We start from the raw sequence: 19134 nt of genomic DNA on the forward strand, positions 1-19134 counted from the left end.
GGCTACTGCACCTTCTCCACAAGGTGGCGGTACTGGATCTGGGCCAGGTCTCGGAGGGCGCGCGCGAGCTCGAGGAGGAGGTAGCGCGGCTCCATCCGCCCCGGGAGGTCGTTCCAGGGGAGCTCGGGCGCGACCATCGCGAGCAGGGCGGAGGCGACGAGGATGGCGAAGCCTGCAGCGAGCGTTGGAGTGGACAAGACGAGGGCCCTTCTTGCGTCTTTCTGACCAACAGATTGTATCAACTGGGTGTAATAGAGGACAAACTCCTCCGGGTGGGCGCATCCTAGTGGCAGGGACCCAGAGATCGATCGAGGCATGGGAGGTCGGAACATGGCAAAGAACACAAGGCAGGACGCGCGGGGCGTGGTGCGTCAGTACAGTCTGGGCGAGGAGGTCGCCAACTCGATCTCTCACGGAGTGGCCGCGCTGCTCTCCATCGCCGCACTGGTCATCATGATCGTGGTGGCGGTGAGCCATGGGGGCGGGTTCCGGCTCGCCGCGGCGATAGTCTTCGGGATCTCGCTCTTCCTGGAGTTCCTCTTCTCCACCCTCTATCACGCGCTCGCGCCCGAGAAGGCCAAGCGCGTCTTCCGCATCATGGACCATGCGGCCATCTACGTGCTCATCGCCGGCAGCTACGCGCCATACGCGCTGGTGACACTCCGCGACGAGGGAGGGCTGGTGCTCTTCTCGGTGGTGTGGGGCGTGGCGATCCTGGGCATCGTGGCGGAGTGCTTCCTCAAGGAGAGGCAGCCAAAGTGGATGTCTGCCCTGGTGTACCTGGCCATGGGCTGGCTCGTGGTGTTCAGGCTGCCGCAGCTGATGGCGCTGCTGCCCACGCCGGCCTTCGCCCTGCTGGTCGCGGGAGGCGTCTGCTACACGCTGGGAACGGGGTTCTACGTGGCGAAGGGGGTGCCCTTCCTGCACTTCGTCTGGCACCTCTTCGTGCTTGCGGGAGCCGCGTGCATGGCGCTCTCCGTCATGCTCTTCGTGCTGTAGGCGCGCGGGCAGCGGGGCGGCCTGAACCTCGAAAGTTCGCTTTGCTTGTGCATGCCGTGGGGCAAAGCACAAGCAAAGCTGCTGTCACGCTGGGATAGGTGGACTTCCGGCACGTTTGCTTGCGCTTCGATGGGCGCGAGGCACAAGCAAACGTCAAGACTGTCTACTTCTCGCGAGACTCCAGCCAGTCGCGCAGGATCACGGCATGGTTCACCTCGGGGTCTTTTGCCGCATAGAGCAGCGTGACGACCTCGTGCGAGAGGAGCTCCGCGGCCAGGGCCGCCGCCTCGTCGCTCTGGTCGAGCTCCATGAGATAGCGAGTGCGGAAGCTCTGGAAGTTCTCCACCTTGTGGGCGAACTCCTTGCGTGCCTCGTTTGAGGGTGCGAGGCCCTTGGCCCAGAGGTCGGGATGCAGGCGCTCCTTGCTCATGCCGCGCGGCCAGAGCCTGTCGACCAGGACCCTGAAGCCATCCGACTCGCTCGCGTCCTCGTACACGCGTTTGATGCTGACCCGCGCCATGCCGCTGCCTCCCTAAGGTTGCCCACGAGCCATTTGTGCCCGAGCCGACGCAGAGTATGCACTGCAGTTAGAAACTACAGGTACAGAAAGTGCCTCCGGCTACAGGGTAGCAGGATGTGCTCTCCTGCTAAAGGTCCAACTCAGAGATGGCTTCTCCTATGCGATGCACTACTCCAACGACCAGTGCATTACCCATACAGAACGCCCGGTTGTTGTCGCTCATTCCCGTGTTTGTCCACCCCTTGGGGAACCCCTGCAGCTGATCCAACTCGTCAGGGACGAGCCTGCGAAAACGGCCATTTACCTCTACGACGTGCTTGAAGCGCGAGGCAGAGGTGCCCCCCTCTCCTGTAAGGATAGTGCGCGAAGGCTTATCCAGCGAATCGGGCCAGGCCATCGATCCCTCGGAGTAGGTGTACGTAAAGCCTGTCTTTCTATTGATGCGTGGTTCGTGCTTTGCACCCTTGAGATATTCCCAGCGAGGTAGCGCCTCCGGAGAGACATAAAACGACTCGGGAACCTCATGCTCTGGCACAAGAACGTCGCGCAAGGTGTTCCTATTGCCCTCGTAGCGCTCCACGACGGAGCAGGTGAGGATTTCGTTGCCAACCATGATTCCCGCATCTTGGAATGGGCTCGTCTTCCCTCCACTGTTGAAGCCTTGGGATGCATCGAAGGGATCGGGTGGAATCGTGAGGGAATGCACCTTCCCTTTGGCAACCGCAGGGAACGCCCCTGACATAACTCCTCCGAAGAGCCTGTCACTAAGGTTCCACTCTGCATTCCTCTGCGCGTAGATATAGATGCGCTTCCTGCGCTGTGAAAAACCGTATTCGGCGCTGTTCACGACTCGCCATTCTACCGAATACCCGAGGCTGGCCAGACAGGAAAGGATGATTGCGAAGTCCCTTCCTCGTTGCGACGCGGGAGACTTGAGCAGCCTGTCCACGTTCTCGAAGAGGCAGTACCGAGCATTGTCGGTACCCATCGCAATCTGAGTCCTAAGAAAGCGATAGATGTCCCACCATAGGACACCTTTCTTGCCTTCGATCCCACCTGCCTGTGAAAGGGGGCGTGCAACTGAGTAGTCCTGGCACGGAAACCCACCCACCACCATGGAGACCTGCGGGATAGCGACGGCACCCACCTCAAAGTCGTCCAGAACTTTATTTATGTCTTGATTTACAACGGAATTGGAACCAAAGTGCGCCCTATAGCAGTTTGCCGCAAACTGGCGGGACGCCGTTCCGGGAGGCTCCCACTGGTTCGCCCAGATGGTTCTAAATGGTCCTGAGGGAGCAAGGTCAAATTCTGGCCTGCCCTCCTCATGATGGCCTTCGAGGCCAAGCCGAAAGCCGCCGACACCAGCAAAGAGCTCGGCGACGGTAATGCAGTTTTCTGACGACACGTTTCTCCAATCGCTACTGTGTCGTATTTTTCACCGCCTATGGTAGCCGATCGATGGGACGAAAGGCCAGCCAAGGAAGAACGGGGGCATCCTTGGAGCAAGCTAGGATTCTCCGAGCACCCGGGCCACCTCACCTTTTAAATACCCTGCGTTAAGCCAAAAGGACTTTTTCGTGACGGGTTCCCCGTGAGGTTGTGGTCGTGTGTCTGACCCAAGTTGACCATGCGGACGCACGTGGCAGCAACGATTTTCGGAGGAAAGAACCGATCTCTCAGCCTTTCCCTCCCTGACATATTGCTGCATCTGCTCGTAGCAGCGTTTCGCCTCGGGATAGTCCTTGTCGGGCATCTGCCAGAAGCAGACGTCAGACAGTCTGTTTGCACCCCCACCATCTTCCCTGTAAATCACAAATAGGTACATCTGCTGCAGGTATCCAAAGAAGTCCGACTCCTCGAACGGACGGCTCTCCAATTCGAAGTAGTCAAAGCTGGGAAATGAGAGCGCCTCGATGGGTGTCCCCGTCTTCCTGAGCTTCATGGTCTTGGGTTTGATTCCAGCCTTTTCGAACTCAACGATGTGGTCGGAGTCCCCGACGCCAAGTATACGATTCGTGACCCGAGCCGCCGAGCTTTTAGAGCTGGATATGCCAAGCTCAGCCAGAAGCTCCTTGTCCGTCTTGCCAAAGTACGGACCAAAACGAGCGCGAACAAGCGTGAGGAGGTCTGCCTCTTCCTCTTCGCGCGAACGTTTGATTCTCTGCACTTTTTTATTCAGCTGCCCGTTTGTGACGCCATCCATGTACGAGCGCTTGAAAGCCCAGGCACGAGGCTTCGCTTCCACGGGAGAAAAGGGCTGTGGGGTCGTCACTCTGCTGTTCGCTGCCTTGGTGACTGCCTCCAGATATATAGTGTCAGAACATGAGATGTCTTCCGCATGGCCTGCCCGGATCTTCCCCACAACTGTTTCCCAGTCATGGCGAATCTGTGGTAGGTCCTCCTCTGGAATGTGCCAACGAAATACCAGGTCAACAACATAGTCAACTGGTGAGATATCCTTCACCCACTCATAGGAGACAATAAGCACATCTTTGATTTTCTTACGAAAATGGCTCGTCTCAAACGTTTCGTCGACAACATCCATGTAGTTGATTTGGCCGACCGTCAAACGTTCCTTTGCGCTTAACCTTCCTTTTGCATTCCTTTTCAGCGGTGTCGACTTAAGCTCTAAACCCACCTCTTTGAAATCGGGCTCGGGACTGCTGTTCAGTTCGAGGAGGAAGTAATCCTTCTCGAGCGCATCGCCGAAAGCACCCCTTCGCTTATGCGGATCCTCGATGGATTGAAGTCCTAGGAACTCACGAAGAGTATGGCCCTCAAGCCGCACCGCATATTCAACGATGGAATCGACGTCTGCGGGGTTGTACGGGAGCCCCTTTGGTGCCATTGCTCCTCCTCATCTCAGCCGACTTACTCCAGTCATCCCAACGGAGAGCACGAATGCCATCTAGGTCGATCAGAAAGGTAGCGCGACCTAGGACACCACGGCTATTTACGTCGCAACAAGTCTTTCACGGCAGGGGGAGATCGTCAGATCCCCAACCCGACGAGTGGCGAAACGTAAAGTCCGTTTGTGTAGGTTTGAGATGTCGAGTCGACCTCAAAATGGACGGGAAGTGCGTTTGTGCAAGGAAGAGGACGCCCTTGATGCCGCCGGAGCTGTTTTTTTCCTTGCACAAACGCACTTCCCGGGTAGGTCGAGCACCCTTGGGGCATGCGAAGTCGACACAAACGCATATCCCATCCCCATCCAACGGACGGACCTCGGAGGGTCATGCGCGATGCGCCAGGCGCTCCGCCAGCCAACCTGCTATGAACCCGATGGCTGCCGGAAGGATCCAACCCATACCCAGACCCGCCAGGGGCAGAAGGTCAAACGGCAGCACCACGCCCTTCGCGAAGCCATCGCGAAGGGCCACGATCACGCTGTCCACGCCACAGAACGTGATGCAGAGCTTCCAAGCAACCACCTCGCCGTGGCCTTCCCCCCTCTGGACCAGCCCCATGACCACGAGCACGATGGCGATGGGATACAGGGCGGACAGCAGAGGCACCGAGTACTCAAGTATGGTCGTGAGTCCCACGTTCGCAAGCAGGCACGAGAGGGCGGCGATGGCCAGGGCCCAGCGTCTGTAGGGCATGAGCTCGTATTCCGTCGAGAAGTACTCGCTGATGGAGCAGATGAGCCCGATGCACACGTTAAGGCAGGCGAGGAGGAAGATCGCCGCCACAAGAACGCTCCCGGCACCCCCGAACTCCATCGCCGCCGCCGCGGCAATGACCTCGGCTCCATTGGTCGCGTCGGGTACCACGGACCCCATGGATGCTCCCAGGTATCCGAAGCCGCAGTAGATCGCCGCCATGCAGACCCCCGCGATGACACCGGAGCGCACAACCTGTCGCGCTATTCCCTCGGGACTCCGCACGCCGAGCTCTCTCACGTTCATGGCGATGACGTAGCCGAAGGCCAGGGCGGCCAGCACGTCCATGGTCTGGTAGCCATAGACGAAGCCCGCCACTCCCGCAACGCCGTCGTAGGGGGCGCTGGCCGTGGCAGCGGGAGTGCCCGGAGGAGACACGAGGGTCGAGGCGACGAGAAGCACCACGAGGACGATGAGCGTGGGGCCAGAGACCTTGCCCATGAGCTCGGTCAGGCGGTTGGGGTGCATGGCAAGGAGGTAGGCCGCGGCGAAGAACGCGAGCGAGAAGGCCACGAGGGCCGCAGATGCGGGGGTTCCCTCGGGAAGCAGGGGCCGGACCATCTCGAACGAGGTCGTGGCCGTGCGCGGAATGGCAAGGAAGGGACCGATGGCCAGGTAGGTCGCCGCCGCGAAGACCTTCGAGAAGATCGGATGGATGCGGTCGGCGAGCTTGCCGACCGTGCCAGAGAGCGCGATTGCTGCGATGGTGAGGACGGGCAGCCCCACGGCCGAGACGATAAAGCCCAGGAGGGCCTCGGGAGTCTGTGCGCCCGCGCGCACGCCCAGGAGCGGCGCCAGGATCAGGTTGCCGGCACCGAAGAACATCGAGAAGAGCGTGACGCCCACGACCAGGCCGTCGCGAGCCCCCAGCGCGCTCAGGCCCCTGTCAGATGCCAGCTGGTCTCTCTTCGCCATGACGGTCCTTTCGATTGGCCACTCAGAAGGTACACGGTGTATAAGAATAGCGTGTTTCTTGCATCCATTCCGAGACTCTCTCGATGACATTCGCGCGCTACGGGGCGAACCAACCGGAAATCCGGTAGGTCCACCCCGTAGCACACACCAATTTTTCCGCACCTTGATGCAGGCATCAACCTGCCCGCACGACATCCCCCTCCCCTACAGCTCCCTCCCCTGGTAGAGCCTGCAGGAAATCTGCATGGAGAGCAGGTAGACCACGACGCAGGAAAGGACGCCGATGGGGGCGAGCCACCATCCGAGAGCGCCGACGACCCCCGTCAGCCCCGCTCCCATGCCCTGCAGCGTCTCATTCGGAAGCAAGGCCAGGAGTGAGGGAACCAGGCAGGGCAGGACGACAATCGCCCTCGCCCTGGCAGTCCCCCAGGCAAAGAGGAAGGGCAGCTGCAGGCTGAAGAGCAGGTGCAGCACCAGGTATGCGAGCAGCAGGAAGCCGAGGAGGCTCCCGAGGCCGAGCTCTCCCGAGACCTGCGGCATGAGCAGGGGGAGCAGTCTGGCACAGAGCAGTGCCAGAAGGGCGACGAAGAGCAGCACGACCAGGCCGAAGAGGGGCAGGAAGAGGTAGCGCGAGCGCACGACGTCCCGCCTCGTGACGGGGAGCGCCAGCCTGCCCTGCTCCCAGCCGCTCGCCTCGTCGGCGCCGAAGGCCCAGCCGAGGGCAAAGTACATCGCGATGCAGAGCGCGGTGATGGGGAAGGCGACGATCTGGTCGAGAGAGATTGACGTCTCCCTGCCCGAGACGTAGCTGATCAGGAACGGGACGAAGACGACCACCGCCGTCACCCACAGCATCTGGCGAAGCCTCCGCGCCATGATGCAGAAATCCACGTACAGCAGGGATGCCATCAGAACTCCTCCCCCCTGACGACGAGCAGCATGAGCTCGTCGATATCCGCCGCGTCGCAGGCGAGCAGCGGGTAGGCGCGCAGGAACTCCGCGCGGTCGGGAACCAGCAGGTCATAGGACAGGTCGCGCCTCAGCACGCGGGCGCCGGCGCCCTTGAGGAGACCGTCCGCGCGCACGCGCTCCAGCTCCGCCTCCCTCAGGCGGGCGATTCCCATCACGTCGTTCACGAGGTCCCTCTCGCACTGGAACACGACCCTTCCGTCGTCCACCATGAGGAGGTAGTCGGCGACGTGCTCGAGGTCGCTCGTGATGTGGCTCGAGATCAAGGCGGAGCGGTCTCCCGCCTCCATCCACTCGCGCAGGATGCCCAGTACCTCCTCGCGCACGATGGGATCGAGCCCCGCCGTCGGCTCGTCCAGGACGAGGACGCGCGCCCCCGTGGCGAGGGCGCAGGCCAGCTGCAGCTTCATGCCCATGCCGCGCGAGAGCTCGCGCACGCGCTTGCGGGCCGCGTGTGAGCGGTGCGGGCACTCGTCGTGCGGCAGGAGCCCCATGCGCTCGGACAGCTCCTGGAAGAGCCTCCAGTCGAAGCGCTCGTAGGCGAGGGCGTGCATGGTCGCCACCTGTGCCACGCTGAGCTCGCCCGGATAGGGGCAGGTCGAGCTCACATAGCCGAGCGCCCCCTTCGCCTCGCGAAGCTCGCCGGGACCCATCTGCGAAACGGGATGCCCGAAGAGCTCCACCTCGCCTGCATCGGGGGCGAGGCCCCCCGTGATCGCGCGCATGATGGTGGTCTTGCCCGCACCGTTCTGCCCCACCAGGCCCATCACCGACCCGCGGGGCAGGTCGAGGTCGATGTCCCTCAGCTCGAAGCCCTCGTAGGACTTGCAGAGCCCCCTCACCCTGAGGTCCGAGGGCTCCCCGCTCAGGTCCAGGGTGCCCAGCGCCAGCTTGCGTCCCATGTGTCCAGACATCAGCGACCACCCTCCTCCAGCACGAGGTCGAGCATCTCGTGCAGCTCGTCCGACCCGATTCCCGCCTCGCGCGCCCGTGCGGCGGCGAGGGCAAGCGCCTCCTCGACGGACCTCAGGCGCTCCTCGCGCAGCAGCTCGGGATCCACGCCCGCGACGAAGCACCCCTTGCCGGGCACGGTCTCCACAAGGCCCTGGGCCTCCAGCTCCGCGTAGGCGCGCTTGGTCGTGATGGCACTGATCCTGAGGCTGGTTGCCAGGTTGCGTATGGAGGGCAGAGCCTCTCCCGGCTCGAGCGAGCCCTGGACGATCTGGGACCTGACCTGCGTGGCTATCTGCTCGTAGATGGGTGTCCCCGAGGAGTTGGAGAGCACGACCTCCATCCCGTCTCCTCTCTGCTCATACTGTATATATACAACATATACAGTATGAGCAGAGAAAGTCAAGGGCGATTTTGGAGAAGGTCCTCTCGCCAGCGGACCCATGCGGGGTGCAACCCGTACACAACTCGCCCCAGATGACGACTTTCTGTCACCTGGGGCGAGTTCTGAACGACCAAGTGAGAGGGGCGCCAGAACCTACGCAGCAAGCTCCCTCACGGCGGCGATGGCCACGTCCACCTCGTCCTCCGTGTTGAAGTACGAGAAGCTGAAGCGGACCACGCCCTGCTCGACGGTGCCCAGGGCGCGGTGCATGCGCGGGGCACAGTGCGCCCCCGGCCTGGTGGCGATGCCCCAGCGCTGCGAGAGCTCGTCCGAGACGGCGGAGGAGCTGTGGTCGCGGACGTTGAGGGCGACGATGGCACAGCGCTCCGCTTGGCCGAAGTCCCCGTAGACGCGGACGCCGTCCACGGAGCGGACGCCCTCCCAGAAGCGGCGCATCAGCAGGCCCTCGCGCGTGCGGACGACCTCCACGCCAAGCTCCTCCAGCCATCCCAGGGCGGCGGAGAGGCCCGCGATGCCGTGGTTGTTGAGGGTGCCGGCCTCCAGGCGGGTGGGGTACTCGTCGGGCTGCGACTCGAGGAAGGACTTGACGCCCGTCCCGCCCACCTTGAGCGGGGCGACGTCGACGCCCTCCGCAAGGCAGAGGCCGCCCGTGCCCTGGGGACCCATGAGCCCCTTGTGCCCGGTGAAGCAGACCACGTCGGCGCCGAGCCTGCCCATGTCGACGTCGTGCGCGCCCGCGGTCTGGGAGGCGTCGAGGACCACCAGGGCGCCGTGGGCGTGGGCCACGTCGGCCACGCGCCTGACGTCCACCATGTTGCCCGTGACGTTGGAGCCGTGCGTCACGGCGACGAGGCGAGTTCCGTCGACCACCAGACGCTCGAGCGCGTCGTAGTCGAGCCTCCCCTCCCCGTCCGCCCCGGCGAAATCCAGGCGCACGCCGCGCTCGTCGCGCAAGCGGTAGAGGGGCCTCAGCACGGAGTTGTGCTCGAGGTCGGTGCTCACCACGTGGTCTTCGGGACGCACCAGGCCCATGAGGGCAAGGTTGAGGGCCTCGGTGGAGTTGGAGCAGAAGGCGACGTGGTCCGCGCGGGGACAGCCGAAGAGCCTGGCCAGGCGCTCGCGCGCCACGTAGTCCGCCCTCGTGGCAACGAGCGAGGCCTCGCTCGTGCCGCGAGATGCGTTGCCCATGCCCTGAAGGGCCTCGACCACGGCATCCACCACGACCTGGGGCTTGCGCATGGTGGTGGCGGCGTTGTCCAGGTAGATCACGGCTTCCTCCTCATACGGGTCGCCCCGCCCCCGGATGGACCGCGAGCGGGGCGACGACTGCTCGTTGCATGCCTGGCTAGGGCCTGACCACGTGCGAGGCCTCCATCTGGCGCTGGGCGATGACGTACATGTTGGTGACGTCGCCCACCTGGAGCTTCTCGGCGATGCCATAGAAGTTGAGGCAGGTGCCGCAGCTCAGGACCTCGACGCCGGCATCCACGAGGGCCTTGATGTCCTCGATGGAGTCGGAGCCCTCGGTGGTGAGCTTGACGCCGCCGTTGTAGAACAGGACGCACTTGGGGAGGACCTCCTGCTGGGTGAGGGCGTAGATGAAGCCCTTCATGAGGGTGCGGCCCAATTCGTCGGAGCCCTCGCCCATGTGGTCGGCCGTGATGGCCACGACCACGCCGTTGCCGGGCGCGCAGCAGGCGTAGTCCGCGGGGTCGGCCTCCTTGGCGGCCTCGGCGGCTCCCGCGCCAACCTGGATGCTCACCTGCCAGCTGCCGTCTCCCTTGTCCTCGACCGAGGACGCGAGGCCCTTCTCGCCCGCGAACTTCTGGAGGTTCTTGACGGCCGTGGGGTTGTCCACGGAGGTGACGACGGTCGCGCACTCGGCCGCTGCGGCCACGGCCTTCATGGTCTTGACCACGGGGATGGGGCAGGCGTCGCCGATGGCGTTGACCTCTATGGTTTCCTGACTCATGTGATGTTTCCCTTCTTGGGACCTCCGTCCCAGTCGATTGTGACGGCTACGCGACGACCCTGACGAAGGGCTCCCCCTCACCGCGGGTCACGAACTCTCCCACGCGTGCCGCCGAGACGCCGGTCGCGCGGATGCGCGCCACCAGCTCGTCAGCCTGCTCGGGCGGCAAGGCGAACATCAGGCCGCCGGAGGACTGCGGGTCGAAGACGACCTCGGGAACCTCCTCGGCAAGCCCCTCGTCCACCTTCACGCGGTCCTTGAAGTAGTCCTCGTTGCGGTAGGCCCCGCCGGGGACTATGCCCATGCGAGCCATGTCGGCCGCGCTGTCGAAGAGCGGGACTGCCAAGTAGCTCAGGCGCGCCGTGACGCCCGCGCCCTCGGCCATCTCGCAGAGGTGGCCCGCCAGGCCGAAGCCCGTCACGTCGGTGCAGCCGTGCACGTCGAAGTCGCGCGCGACCTCGGCCGCATACTTGTTGAGGGTGCTCATCTCCTGGTACAGCTCGCCGAGCTCGGACTGCTCGAGCAGCTCGCCCTTGACGGCCGTGTTGAGGAGCCCCGAGCCCACGCGCTTGGTGAGCACGAGGGCATCGCCCAGGCGCGCGCCGCCGTTGGCCAGTACCTCGTCGGGACGCGCGAAGCCCATGACGCACATGCCGTACTTGGGCTCGTCGTCCGTGATGGTGTGGCCGCCCGCTATGGTGCAGCCCGCCTCCATGGCCTTGCTCGCCCCGCCCCTCAGGATCTCTTCCGCGACGCTCACGTCGAGGCAGTTGGGGAAGCAGAGCAGGTTCATGGCCAGGGTGGGCGTGCCTCCCATGGCATAGACGTCCGAGAGAGCATTCGCTGCGGCGATCTGGCCGAAGAGGTAGGGGTCGTCGACCATGGGCGGGAAGAAGTCCACGGTGCTGATGAGCGCCGTGTCGTCGCTCACCTTGTACACGCAGGCGTCGTCCGAGCCGTCATAGCCGATGAGCAGCCGCGGGTTGAACGTGTTGGGTAGGTCGCTCAGAACCTGAGCGAGGGCACCAGGTGCCATCTTGGCCGCTCAACCGGCCGCCTTGGTCATCTTGGTGAGCTGGACCTTCTTTGCCGTCATGGCCGCCTCCTCCCCCTGCTCGTGCGCGGGGCGGCATGTCCGCCGCCAAAGGCTCCCGCGCGTAGAATGTCCTGGACCACGGCGCCCCTGGGGCACCCGTCCACGGAACCTCACCCCAGGCCGGCACAGGAAGGAACGACATGCCCCTCTCCGCTCCCAGGGATACCCTCATAGTAGCGTTCGACCGCACGACCGACGCGATGGCGATGGAGGCCGCCTGCAGGCGCGACGGCGTGCCGGGCAGGCTCATCCCCATGCCGCCCCAGATATCCGCCGGCTGCGGCATGGTCTGGAAGGCGGACCCCGCCGACGAGGCCCGGGTCATGGGCGAGATGCGGGAGCTGGGACTCAGCCCCAGCTCCCTGCACCGCATCATGGTCTAGGCGAGAGAGCCATCCACCACGGGCCGTCCCGGGCGACCACCTGCGGCGGCAGCGCGGCATCGCACCTAGGCCTTCGCCGGGGCCTCCTTCTGTCCCTCGCCGTCCCCTGCCTCGTCCGCCGCGAAGACGAACATGAGGTAGCGCACAAGTGCGTAGACGAGGATCAGCGTGGCGATGACGGTCTCGACCAGGACGGGCAGCTGCAGCCAGGGCGCGGGCGAGCCGAGCTTGGCCAGGCAGGCCATGGTCTGCTTCAGGGCCGTCGCCGTGATGACGAGGGGGAAGGTGTATGCCGCGAAGCTGGGGGCGAACTTCCTCGCCGCGAGCAGGCGGGGCAGCTGGGTGAGCACGCCCAGGAAGATTACGCTGGCGACGACCTCCATGAGGACGAGGAAGCCCACGCTCTTGGGAGTCACGGACTGCACGTAGCCCACGACGCAGAGGCTCGCGGGAGCCGTGCAGATGCACAGCACCGGACGAGCGGGGACCGGCAGCTCACCCACGCGGAGGTAGCGCAGTGCCACCGCGACGGAGACGAGCATGAAGGTGACGACGCCGAACCAGAAGGCGACCGTCCCCACGTCGGCCCTGCCCATGGCGGGGGCGGTGATCGATGCCGCGACGATGCCCACATAGACGATGTACCAGCTGGGGAAGACCTGCTTCAGCTGGAAGTGCAGCACGTAGCGGGCGGTGAACCACACGATGAGCGCCAGGTGCAGGGCGAGGCCCAGGTACCAGAGGAGGTAGCCCAGGGGCTCAAGCACCGGCTTGGCGTAGCCCGCGAGCAGCAGGAGCGCCATGGGGAAGGTGCCCGCGATGCTGGCGAGCATGGGGTTGGCCATGTCGCGCCTGAAGTCCTCGGGGTACAGCGCGACCTTCGCCACCAGGACGATTCCCATCACGGTGGCGAGGATCCCGCAGACCATGCGGATGGGCTCGCCATAGCTCTGGAGCAGGTTTCCCAGGCCGACGAGGCCCAGCATCACGCCGGCGAGCGGCAGGGGGACTCTTCTAAGCAACGAAGGCCTCCCTCTTGACCGCGACGACGTCCTCGATCTTGAGGCGCTTGAGGGGCTCGCTGCCCTCGCCGTCGAGGTTGGTCACGCCCTCCTCGCGGCAGACGATGCTGGCGACCTTCCAGGCGCAGAGACCGGTGAAGTAGATGCACTGCTCCTTGTGGGCGCCCTGGCCCATGTCGAACTCGCGGGTGAGCACGCGGCAGCAGAGGGCATGCTTGCCGTTGTTGTCGCGGAACCAGTCGTGGAGCTCGTGGGTGAGGCTCATGCACCTGACGACCTTGGGGTCCTGCGGGCCGTTCTGCTCGGTGCGCCCGTAGAGCAGGCCGAGGGCGGCAACGCCCCCGTTGGCCGCGCCGCACATGCAGCCGGACTTGCCCACGCCCACCGACATGCCCGAGACCATGGTGATGACCTGCTCGGACACGTCGAGCTTGAAGCAGTCGCGAATGGCGCACATGACTGCCTCGTCGCAGAAGTAGCCGCCCTTGTAGTAGCCCTCCGCCAGGCGCTGGACCTCGTGGGGGCTCACCTCCTGCACGTTGATTCTGACGTTCGTAGCCATGATGAAGCTCCTCTCCTTGAACGCTCTGTATGGCTATGCGTCACCTAGGCCCGAGGGGCTGGGATTCACCGGGTTCGCATGTCAGCTACAAGATGTCTCGAAGCGCCTCTAGCGCGGCATCCACCTCTTCGGCCGTGCTGAAGTAGCCGAACGAGAAGCGAATGGTGCCGCTGGGGTAGGTCCCCAATGTCTTGTGCGCGGACGGGGCGCAGTGTAACCCCACGCGGACCATGATTCCATAGTCGGAATCCAACTTTTTTGCGACGGTCGCCTCGTCGTCGCCAGGCGTCTGGATGGACACGACGGCGGTGCGTCCCTCGCTGCCACGCCTTCCGACCAGCCTTGCGACGCCCCTCTCCTCCAGGGGGGCCAGTCCCTCCATGAAGCGTTCCGCGAGCGCCATCTCGTGCCGATGGATGGCGTCGATGCCCGTCTTTGCGATCCAGCCCAGGGCGGCATGCAGGCCAAAGATGCCCGGCAGGTTCTGGGTGCCCGCCTCCAGGCGGTCGGGCAGGAAGTCCGGAAGCTCCTCGCTGTGGCTGACGCTCCCCGTGCCGCCAGAGACGAGGGGCTCGAGCTCCAGGCCCAGCCCCTCGGCCAGCACGAGCCCGCCTATGCCCTGGGGACCCATGAGGCCCTTGTGGCCGGTGAAGGCCACGGCGTCCGCGTGCAGCTCGCCCACGTCTATGGGGAGCACGCCCGCGGTCTGCGCGCTGTCGAGGAAGAAGCGGATGCCGTGCTCCCGGCAGAAGGCGCCCAGCTCGCGCGCGGGCATGACGGTGCCGCAGACGTTGCTCGCGTGCGTCATGACCAGGGCGCGGGTGGCGGGGGTGATGCAGGACTCGAGCGCGTCCAGGTCGAGCGCGCCCTCCCCGTCGCAGCGGGCGCGGGTGAAGCTCACGCCCTGGCGCTCTAGCTGGCGCAGGGGACGCATGACGGCGTTGTGCTCCATGGAGGAGACGATCACGTGGTCCCCGGGTCGCAGGTAGCCCTTGAGCAGGACGTTGAGGGGCTCGGTCACGTTCTTCGAGAAGACCACGTTGGCGCAGTCCGAGCCGCCGAAGAGCCTGCAGAGTCGCTCGCGCGTCTCGAAGACGACCTGCTCGGTGCCATAGGCATCCTGGTGGGCTCCGCGTCCCACGTTGGTGCCCTGTACGCGTGACGCTGGCGGGAAAGGTTCAGCAAACTCAAACATTGTCAGCATACGGTAAAAAATCGTTATTCGTCTACAAAGACAACGCTCGTGAGAAGACGGCGGAAAGGAGACGAACGTGGACGCAAGGAGTGAGAAGACGGCGATCGTTGTGGGAGGCGCGGTGATCGGCGCCATCGCGTCGCTCCTCGTGTACTTCGGCAACCCCGGCAACATGGGCTTCTGCATCGCCTGCTTCATGCGCGACACCGCAGGTGCGCTGGGGCTTGACTCCGCCGCAGCGGTCCAGTACATCCGCCCCGAGATCATCGGCCTGATCCTGGGCAGCACGGTCATGGCAGTCGCGAACAAGGAGTTCGCCCCCAAGGGTGGAAGCGCCCCCGTCACCCGCTTCGTGCTCGGCTTCTTCGCCATGGTCGGCGCCCTCATGTTCCTCGGCTGCCCCTTCCGCATGATCCTGCGTCTCGCGGGCGGCGACCTCAACGCCGTCTGGGGCATCGTGGGCTTCGTCCTGGGCATCGCCTGCGGCGTCGTCTTCCTCAACCGCGGCTACAGCCTGGCCCGCTCCCACAAGATGGGCGTCGTCGAGGGCTCCGTCATGCCCGTCATCGCCGTCGTGCTCCTGGTGCTGGCCATCGCCGCCCCCGAGTTCATCCACTTCACCGAGGCGGGCAAGGGCCCCGGCGCACTGCACGCCGCCCTGGGCATCAGCCTCGTCGCCGGCCTGGTCGTCGGCGCCATCGCCCAGCGCACCCGCCTCTGCATGGTGGGCGGCATCCGCGACCTGATCCTCTTCCGCGACAACAAGCTCATCCTGGGCTTCGTGGCCATCTTCGCGGCGGCGCTCGCGACCAACCTCGTCCTCACCGGCGTGACCCCCGGCACCTTCTTCAAGTTCGGCTTCGCCGACCAGCCCATCGCCCACACCGACGCACTCTGGAACGCCCTCGGCACCTTCCTGCTGGGCCTCTCCTGCGTGCTCCTGGGAGGTTGCCCCCTGCGCCAGACCGTCCTCTCGGGCGAGGGCAACTCCGACAGCACCATCACCATCCTGGGCCTCGTCGTCGGCGCCGCCTTCTGCCACAACTTCGGCCTCGCCTCCAGCGGCTCCGGCCCCACCTTCAACGGCATGGTCGCTACGGTCCTAGGCATCGTCGTGGTCCTGGCAATCGCCTATGCCAACAGCCTCTCGCGCAGCGAGTAACCCACGCAGCACGTGCCAGCGCGCCCGGTCGCGACACAGCTCCGACCGGGTCACAGCCTAAGATAGGAGAACCATGAAGACCATTGACGCACGCGGGCTTTCCTGCCCCGAGCCCGTCGTACTCACCCGCAACGCCCTGCGCGACGAGGCGGAGCTCGAGGTGCTGGTCGACAGCCCCGCCCCGCGCGAGAACGTCTCGCGCTTCGCCCGCAGCCAGGGCTGCGCCGTCGAGGTCGCCGACGCCGAGGACGGCTGGCGCATCTCCATCAAGCGCTAGATGGCGGAGCAGAGGCGCCTCGTCGCCACCTTCGTCTCGCGCTTCGCAGCCATGCGCTTCCGCGGCCTCTGCCAGAAGGCGGGCTGGGAGGTGGAGCTCATGCCCGTGCCGCGCTCGCTCAGCAGCAGCTGCGGCACCTGCGCGAGCTATGTCCCCGGCACCGAAGGCGCGCTGCTGCCTGCGGGTGCGCGCGAGGACGAGCTCGAGCTCGTAGCACAGGCGAAGGACGACGGCTTCGAAGTCCTCTGGAGGCACGAGGGCTAGGCGGCGCGACAGCACGTCCGGGCCCCTAGCGGCCCATCTAGCCTAACCAGGCATTTCGACGCACCCGATCTTGCAGTCGTGGACAGAATCGTCGTAGGAATGCCCCACATGCGTCCACGAACGCAAGATTCGTCCATGGCAAAGGTCCACCTATGCAATTCGGCCCGGTCAGGCGAGAGCAAGCTCGCTCGACCGGGCCGCACACGTACGATGCCGGAACCTCCCCTACTCTCCCAGCGTCAGGAGCAGAGCCATCTTGAAGCGCTTGTCCGCGCGCACGTAGTGGCGTCCGCCCGCGTCGAACTTGAAGTTCTCTCCGGCGTGGATGAGGTGCTCCTCTCCCTCGTAGCCGATGGTCGCCTCGCCGTCCAAGGCAAAGACGATGGCCTCTCCCGGAGCGGAATGCTCGCTGAGCCCCTGGCCCGCGTCGAAGCTCATGAGGGCGAGCTTCATCCCCGCGTTGTGCGCGAGGTCCATGTTCACGATCGACCCGTCCTGGTAGGGCAGGAGGTCGGCCAGCCTGAGGACCTCCCCCGCCTTGAGCACCTCGTTCATCCGCGCTTCCCTTCCTACGTTCACCTCTACGTACCCGCACCCGACCCCCGTCCGCACGCCTACGGGCACGTCGACGGGGGTGACGGCGAGCTCGCCGGCCCTGAGGGTGGTCGCCTCTCCCCCACTGGCATAGAGCTCGAGCGAGCCGCCCTGCACGAGCACCAGCTTGGGCGTCGCATAGCTTTCCGCGCTGATGTCCGTGCCCGCCGCGAGGGCGAAGCCCAGGGGCGCACCGTCGGGCCGTGCGAGCTTGGAGGAGACCGTGCATCCCGGAGGGGCCACGAGCTCCTTCGCAAACGAGAAGGTCCTACCTGCCTCTATGTCCATGTGTCTCAGCTCCCATATGACTTGGCTCCCTGGTCTTTCCGCACGCTGGGAGTCTGCCCGTTTCGCGCCAAATGATACGCTGACAGGGGCATATTTTTCGCACTCAGCCCGGGCGCGCGGGGCGCGGGCCAAGCCCTATCGCGGCAGTCACGCCGGCAGCTCCCCCGCCTCGATGCACTTCTGGGGACACGACCTTTGGCAGCTGCCACAGCCCATGCAGGCGTCCGTGATTCGGAAGCCCCTCTCACGCACGGCGCCACCGCCCAGGGCCAAGCTCTGCCTGAAGACGGGCTCGTGACCCAAGTCGAAGAGCTCCAGCTCGCCGGAGTCGAGGAAGAATGCCTCGAGGACGTAGCGACTCTCGCCCGGATACACGCCCTCCATGGAGGGGTTCTGCTCGAAGATGCGGTCTATCGTCTGCCTCTGGAGGGCATCGGGAAGGCGCTTCGCCTCGCCGCTGAGGCGTACGAACTGCCACTGTCCGTTGAGGCCGGCTATCGCCACCTGCGGGAGGCGCAGCAGCTGAGCATGGAAGTCCTTGCCGCGCGCGGTGCAGAAGTAGAGCCTGCCGTCCTCTACGAGCATCACGTCTATGACGCGAACCTGTGGAAGTCCCCTCTCGTCCACCGTCGCGAAGCAGACGTCCCGCATGTCCCTCAGCATCTGAAGCAGCTCCGTGGCCTGCATCTCTCCCCGTTCCAAGGTCCTCCCCTGGGTACGATTCTCCTGCCTGCGCGTCGTGGCGGGAAGTAGGCACCTTTGGGTAAGCATGAGAGAGAGGATCGGTCGCGTCGAGGGCGGCGGAGCCGGCGAAACCCATGGAGAGGGACCTTCGGCGTGACGGTCCAGGTCGTGACGGACCTGCAACGCGCCTAGAAGACGCGCCTCTTCTTGAGCAGCCACATGATGAGCACGCAGACGAGGGCGGTGGCGACACAGATTATGACGAAGCCGTGGGTCTCGTTGGCAAGCGGCATCCACTCGTCGCTCACGTTCATGCCATAGAAGCCCGAGACGATGGTGGGGATAGAGAGGACGACCGTTATCACCGTGAGGCGTCGCATCACGTCGTTGAGGCGCAGGTCCATGACGGACGACATGAGGTCGCGCGTGCCGTCGATCACGTTGCGGTAGATCTGGGCCATCTCGAGTGCCTGCTGGTGCTCCACGATGGCGTCCTCGAGGAGTTCGTCCAGACCCTCGTGGCGCAAGAGCCGCGGGCAGCGCCTGAGCCTTCCCAGGGCGTTGGCGTTTCCCTGCAGGGAGGTGGAGAGGTACACCAGCGAGGACTCGAGCCCATGGAGGGAGAAGAGGTCGGCCTCGCTGATGGAGCGGTCCATGCGGCCCTCGAGCGCGAGGCGACGACGGTCGATGTCTGCCAGGACCTGCTGGTAGAAGACGCCCAGGCGCAGGAGGATGGTGCAGACGAAGCGACTGTGCCTCCAGGTGGAGAATCCCCTCACCTTGCCGGACGAGAAGTCGTCCAGGAGCGCGAAGCGCTCGGAGCAGATGGTGATCACGTTGGACTTGGTGAGGATGATGCAGAGGGGCACGGTGTTGCGGGCGCGCTCGCCGTGGGTCTCCCCCGCCGAGGGGACGTCGACGAGGATGAGCAGGGAGTCGTCCTCGTACTCGACGCGCGCCTTCTCCTCGGGGTCGGTGGCAGCGAGGACGTCGTCGCGCTCGAGGCCGAAGGTCCTAGCGACGAGGTCGACCTCGTCGAGCGTGGGCGCGCAGAGGCGGACCCACGCGCCGTCCCCCATGTCTTCCACGCGGGAGGTCACGCGATTCTCGGTGCGATATGCCTCGATCACGCTTCCTCCCCCGGACTCACGGCCTGGCCCCTGCATCCAGTCGAGCCTAGCACAGGACACGCCCCCGACCGGAGATGCTC

22 protein-coding genes are annotated in these 19134 nt (G+C 64.9%); 5 read left to right on the forward strand and 17 right to left on the reverse strand.

The features are described from left to right. Window positions 1–2: 2 nt before the first annotated feature. Window positions 3–197 (reverse strand): hypothetical protein, encoded by a 195-nt coding sequence (locus ACMPH2_RS02775; RefSeq protein ID WP_072499606.1) that lies wholly within the window; start codon window positions 195–197, stop codon window positions 3–5. Window positions 198–330: 133 nt separating this feature from the next. Here ACMPH2_RS02775 and trhA point away from each other — a divergent pair, with 133 nt between their 5' ends. Then, complete coding sequence (gene trhA / locus ACMPH2_RS02780) at window positions 331–999, forward strand: PAQR family membrane homeostasis protein TrhA (protein ID WP_417118559.1); 669 nt, start codon at window positions 331–333, stop codon at window positions 997–999. Window positions 1000–1162: 163 nt separating this feature from the next. On the opposite strand, the gene ACMPH2_RS02785 is transcribed toward trhA, so the two are convergent. The 10 genes from ACMPH2_RS02785 to selD form a co-directional block, all read right to left on the reverse strand. Further along, window positions 1163–1519 carry a DUF488 domain-containing protein gene (locus ACMPH2_RS02785; RefSeq protein ID WP_417118560.1) on the reverse strand — a complete coding sequence of 119 codons (357 nt, stop codon included), beginning with the start codon at window positions 1517–1519 and terminating at the stop codon, window positions 1163–1165. A gap of 127 nt (window positions 1520–1646) precedes the next feature. Further along, the gene (gene dcm, locus ACMPH2_RS02790; RefSeq protein WP_417118561.1) at window positions 1647–2927 is read right to left on the reverse strand and encodes a DNA (cytosine-5-)-methyltransferase; all 1281 of its coding nucleotides are present in this window, start codon (window positions 2925–2927) and stop codon (window positions 1647–1649) included. Between the two features lie 102 nt (window positions 2928–3029). After that, window positions 3030–4370: a Sau3AI family type II restriction endonuclease gene (locus ACMPH2_RS02795; protein WP_417118562.1), complete on the reverse strand. Its 1341-nt coding sequence runs from the start codon at window positions 4368–4370 to the stop codon at window positions 3030–3032. Between the two features lie 385 nt (window positions 4371–4755). After that, the gene (brnQ, locus tag ACMPH2_RS02800) at window positions 4756–6099 is read right to left on the reverse strand and encodes a branched-chain amino acid transport system II carrier protein (RefSeq protein WP_083558170.1); all 1344 of its coding nucleotides are present in this window, start codon (window positions 6097–6099) and stop codon (window positions 4756–4758) included. 204 nt (window positions 6100–6303) lie between these two features. After that, window positions 6304–7008 (reverse strand): ABC-2 transporter permease, encoded by a 705-nt coding sequence (locus ACMPH2_RS02805; protein WP_417118563.1) that lies wholly within the window; start codon window positions 7006–7008, stop codon window positions 6304–6306. Further along, entirely contained in the window at window positions 7008–7982 is a 975-nt protein-coding gene (locus tag ACMPH2_RS02810) for an ABC transporter ATP-binding protein (RefSeq protein WP_417118564.1), read from the reverse strand. The genes ACMPH2_RS02805 and ACMPH2_RS02810 overlap by 1 nt, the downstream gene beginning before the upstream one ends. Further along, window positions 7982–8362, reverse strand: a complete 381-nt coding sequence (locus ACMPH2_RS02815; protein ID WP_072499601.1) for a GntR family transcriptional regulator — start codon at window positions 8360–8362, stop codon at window positions 7982–7984. Before ACMPH2_RS02815 ends, ACMPH2_RS02810 begins: the two co-directional genes overlap by 1 nt. A gap of 195 nt (window positions 8363–8557) precedes the next feature. Beyond that, window positions 8558–9694 (reverse strand): aminotransferase class V-fold PLP-dependent enzyme, encoded by a 1137-nt coding sequence (locus tag ACMPH2_RS02820; RefSeq protein ID WP_417118565.1) that lies wholly within the window; start codon window positions 9692–9694, stop codon window positions 8558–8560. A 76-nt stretch (window positions 9695–9770) separates the two neighbouring features. Continuing rightward, window positions 9771–10397 (reverse strand): sulfurtransferase-like selenium metabolism protein YedF, encoded by a 627-nt coding sequence (yedF, locus tag ACMPH2_RS02825; RefSeq protein ID WP_417118566.1) that lies wholly within the window; start codon window positions 10395–10397, stop codon window positions 9771–9773. Window positions 10398–10443: 46 nt separating this feature from the next. Then, window positions 10444–11493, reverse strand: coding sequence for a selenide, water dikinase SelD (selD, locus tag ACMPH2_RS02830; protein ID WP_417118567.1), 1050 nt, complete (start codon window positions 11491–11493; stop codon window positions 10444–10446). A gap of 140 nt (window positions 11494–11633) precedes the next feature. Between selD and ACMPH2_RS02835 the strand changes: the two genes are divergently transcribed. Continuing rightward, a complete protein-coding gene (locus tag ACMPH2_RS02835) occupies window positions 11634–11876 on the forward strand; it encodes a putative Se/S carrier protein (protein WP_314638280.1) in 243 nt (80 codons plus the stop codon). A 65-nt stretch (window positions 11877–11941) separates the two neighbouring features. Here the strand turns inward: ACMPH2_RS02835 and ACMPH2_RS02840 are convergent, their stop codons facing one another. The 3 genes from ACMPH2_RS02840 to ACMPH2_RS02850 form a co-directional block, all read right to left on the reverse strand. Beyond that, on the reverse strand, window positions 11942–12898 hold the full coding sequence (locus ACMPH2_RS02840; RefSeq protein WP_417118568.1) for a TDT family transporter: 957 nt from the start codon (window positions 12896–12898) through the stop codon (window positions 11942–11944). Beyond that, entirely contained in the window at window positions 12891–13460 is a 570-nt protein-coding gene (locus ACMPH2_RS02845) for a C-GCAxxG-C-C family protein (protein WP_009279222.1), read from the reverse strand. The genes ACMPH2_RS02840 and ACMPH2_RS02845 overlap by 8 nt, the downstream gene beginning before the upstream one ends. Before the next feature lie 85 nt (window positions 13461–13545). Further along, window positions 13546–14841, reverse strand: a complete 1296-nt coding sequence (locus tag ACMPH2_RS02850; RefSeq protein WP_417118569.1) for an aminotransferase class V-fold PLP-dependent enzyme — start codon at window positions 14839–14841, stop codon at window positions 13546–13548. Between ACMPH2_RS02850 and yedE the strand changes: the two genes are divergently transcribed. The 3 genes from yedE to ACMPH2_RS02865 all read left to right on the forward strand — a co-directional run bounded on the left by yedE (window position 14732) and on the right by ACMPH2_RS02865 (window position 16358). Then, window positions 14732–15817, forward strand: coding sequence for a YedE family putative selenium transporter (gene yedE, locus ACMPH2_RS02855; RefSeq protein ID WP_417118570.1), 1086 nt, complete (start codon window positions 14732–14734; stop codon window positions 15815–15817). The genes ACMPH2_RS02850 and yedE overlap by 110 nt on opposite strands. 73 nt (window positions 15818–15890) lie before the next feature. Beyond that, window positions 15891–16094, forward strand: coding sequence for a sulfurtransferase TusA family protein (locus tag ACMPH2_RS02860; RefSeq protein ID WP_062531123.1), 204 nt, complete (start codon window positions 15891–15893; stop codon window positions 16092–16094). Next, on the forward strand, window positions 16095–16358 hold the full coding sequence (locus ACMPH2_RS02865) for a putative Se/S carrier protein (protein WP_314638274.1): 264 nt from the start codon (window positions 16095–16097) through the stop codon (window positions 16356–16358). Window positions 16359–16583: 225 nt separating this feature from the next. Here ACMPH2_RS02865 and ACMPH2_RS02870 read toward each other — a convergent pair whose 3' ends face one another. The 3 genes from ACMPH2_RS02870 to ACMPH2_RS02880 form a co-directional block, all read right to left on the reverse strand. Continuing rightward, window positions 16584–17240, reverse strand: coding sequence for a cupin domain-containing protein (locus ACMPH2_RS02870; protein WP_417118571.1), 657 nt, complete (start codon window positions 17238–17240; stop codon window positions 16584–16586). A 147-nt stretch (window positions 17241–17387) separates the two neighbouring features. Beyond that, window positions 17388–17942, reverse strand: coding sequence for a pyridoxamine 5'-phosphate oxidase family protein (locus tag ACMPH2_RS02875; protein ID WP_417118572.1), 555 nt, complete (start codon window positions 17940–17942; stop codon window positions 17388–17390). Between the two features lie 170 nt (window positions 17943–18112). After that, entirely contained in the window at window positions 18113–19054 is a 942-nt protein-coding gene (locus ACMPH2_RS02880) for a magnesium transporter CorA family protein (protein ID WP_314638269.1), read from the reverse strand. Between the last annotated feature and the right edge of the window lie 80 nt (window positions 19055–19134).

Origin of the sequence: Olsenella phocaeensis, from assembly GCF_048189965.1 — a bacterium.
GTDB classification, from domain to species: domain Bacteria; phylum Actinomycetota; class Coriobacteriia; order Coriobacteriales; family Atopobiaceae; genus Olsenella_I; species Olsenella_I phocaeensis.

What these genes read in the sequence shown, in the direction of transcription:
- trhA (WP_417118559.1), top strand. Translation starts at nt 331, where the DNA reads ATGGCAAAGAACACAAGGCAGGACGCGCGGGGCGTGGTGCGTCAGTAC.
- ACMPH2_RS02785 (WP_417118560.1), bottom strand. Translation starts at nt 1,519, where the DNA reads ATGGCGCGGGTCAGCATCAAACGCGTGTACGAGGACGCGAGCGAGTCG.
- ACMPH2_RS02795 (WP_417118562.1), bottom strand. Translation starts at nt 4,370, where the DNA reads ATGGCACCAAAGGGGCTCCCGTACAACCCCGCAGACGTCGATTCCATC.
- brnQ (WP_083558170.1), bottom strand. Translation starts at nt 6,099, where the DNA reads ATGGCGAAGAGAGACCAGCTGGCATCTGACAGGGGCCTGAGCGCGCTG.
- ACMPH2_RS02805 (WP_417118563.1), bottom strand. Translation starts at nt 7,008, where the DNA reads ATGGCATCCCTGCTGTACGTGGATTTCTGCATCATGGCGCGGAGGCTT.
- ACMPH2_RS02810 (WP_417118564.1), bottom strand. Translation starts at nt 7,982, where the DNA reads ATGTCTGGACACATGGGACGCAAGCTGGCGCTGGGCACCCTGGACCTG.
- ACMPH2_RS02815 (WP_072499601.1), bottom strand. Translation starts at nt 8,362, where the DNA reads ATGGAGGTCGTGCTCTCCAACTCCTCGGGGACACCCATCTACGAGCAG.
- yedF (WP_417118566.1), bottom strand. Translation starts at nt 10,397, where the DNA reads ATGAGTCAGGAAACCATAGAGGTCAACGCCATCGGCGACGCCTGCCCC.
- ACMPH2_RS02835 (WP_314638280.1), top strand. Translation starts at nt 11,634, where the DNA reads ATGCCCCTCTCCGCTCCCAGGGATACCCTCATAGTAGCGTTCGACCGC.
- ACMPH2_RS02845 (WP_009279222.1), bottom strand. Translation starts at nt 13,460, where the DNA reads ATGGCTACGAACGTCAGAATCAACGTGCAGGAGGTGAGCCCCCACGAG.
- ACMPH2_RS02850 (WP_417118569.1), bottom strand. Translation starts at nt 14,841, where the DNA reads ATGCAGAAGCCCATGTTGCCGGGGTTGCCGAAGTACACGAGGAGCGAC.
- ACMPH2_RS02860 (WP_062531123.1), top strand. Translation starts at nt 15,891, where the DNA reads ATGAAGACCATTGACGCACGCGGGCTTTCCTGCCCCGAGCCCGTCGTA.
- ACMPH2_RS02865 (WP_314638274.1), top strand. Translation starts at nt 16,095, where the DNA reads ATGGCGGAGCAGAGGCGCCTCGTCGCCACCTTCGTCTCGCGCTTCGCA.
- ACMPH2_RS02870 (WP_417118571.1), bottom strand. Translation starts at nt 17,240, where the DNA reads ATGGACATAGAGGCAGGTAGGACCTTCTCGTTTGCGAAGGAGCTCGTG.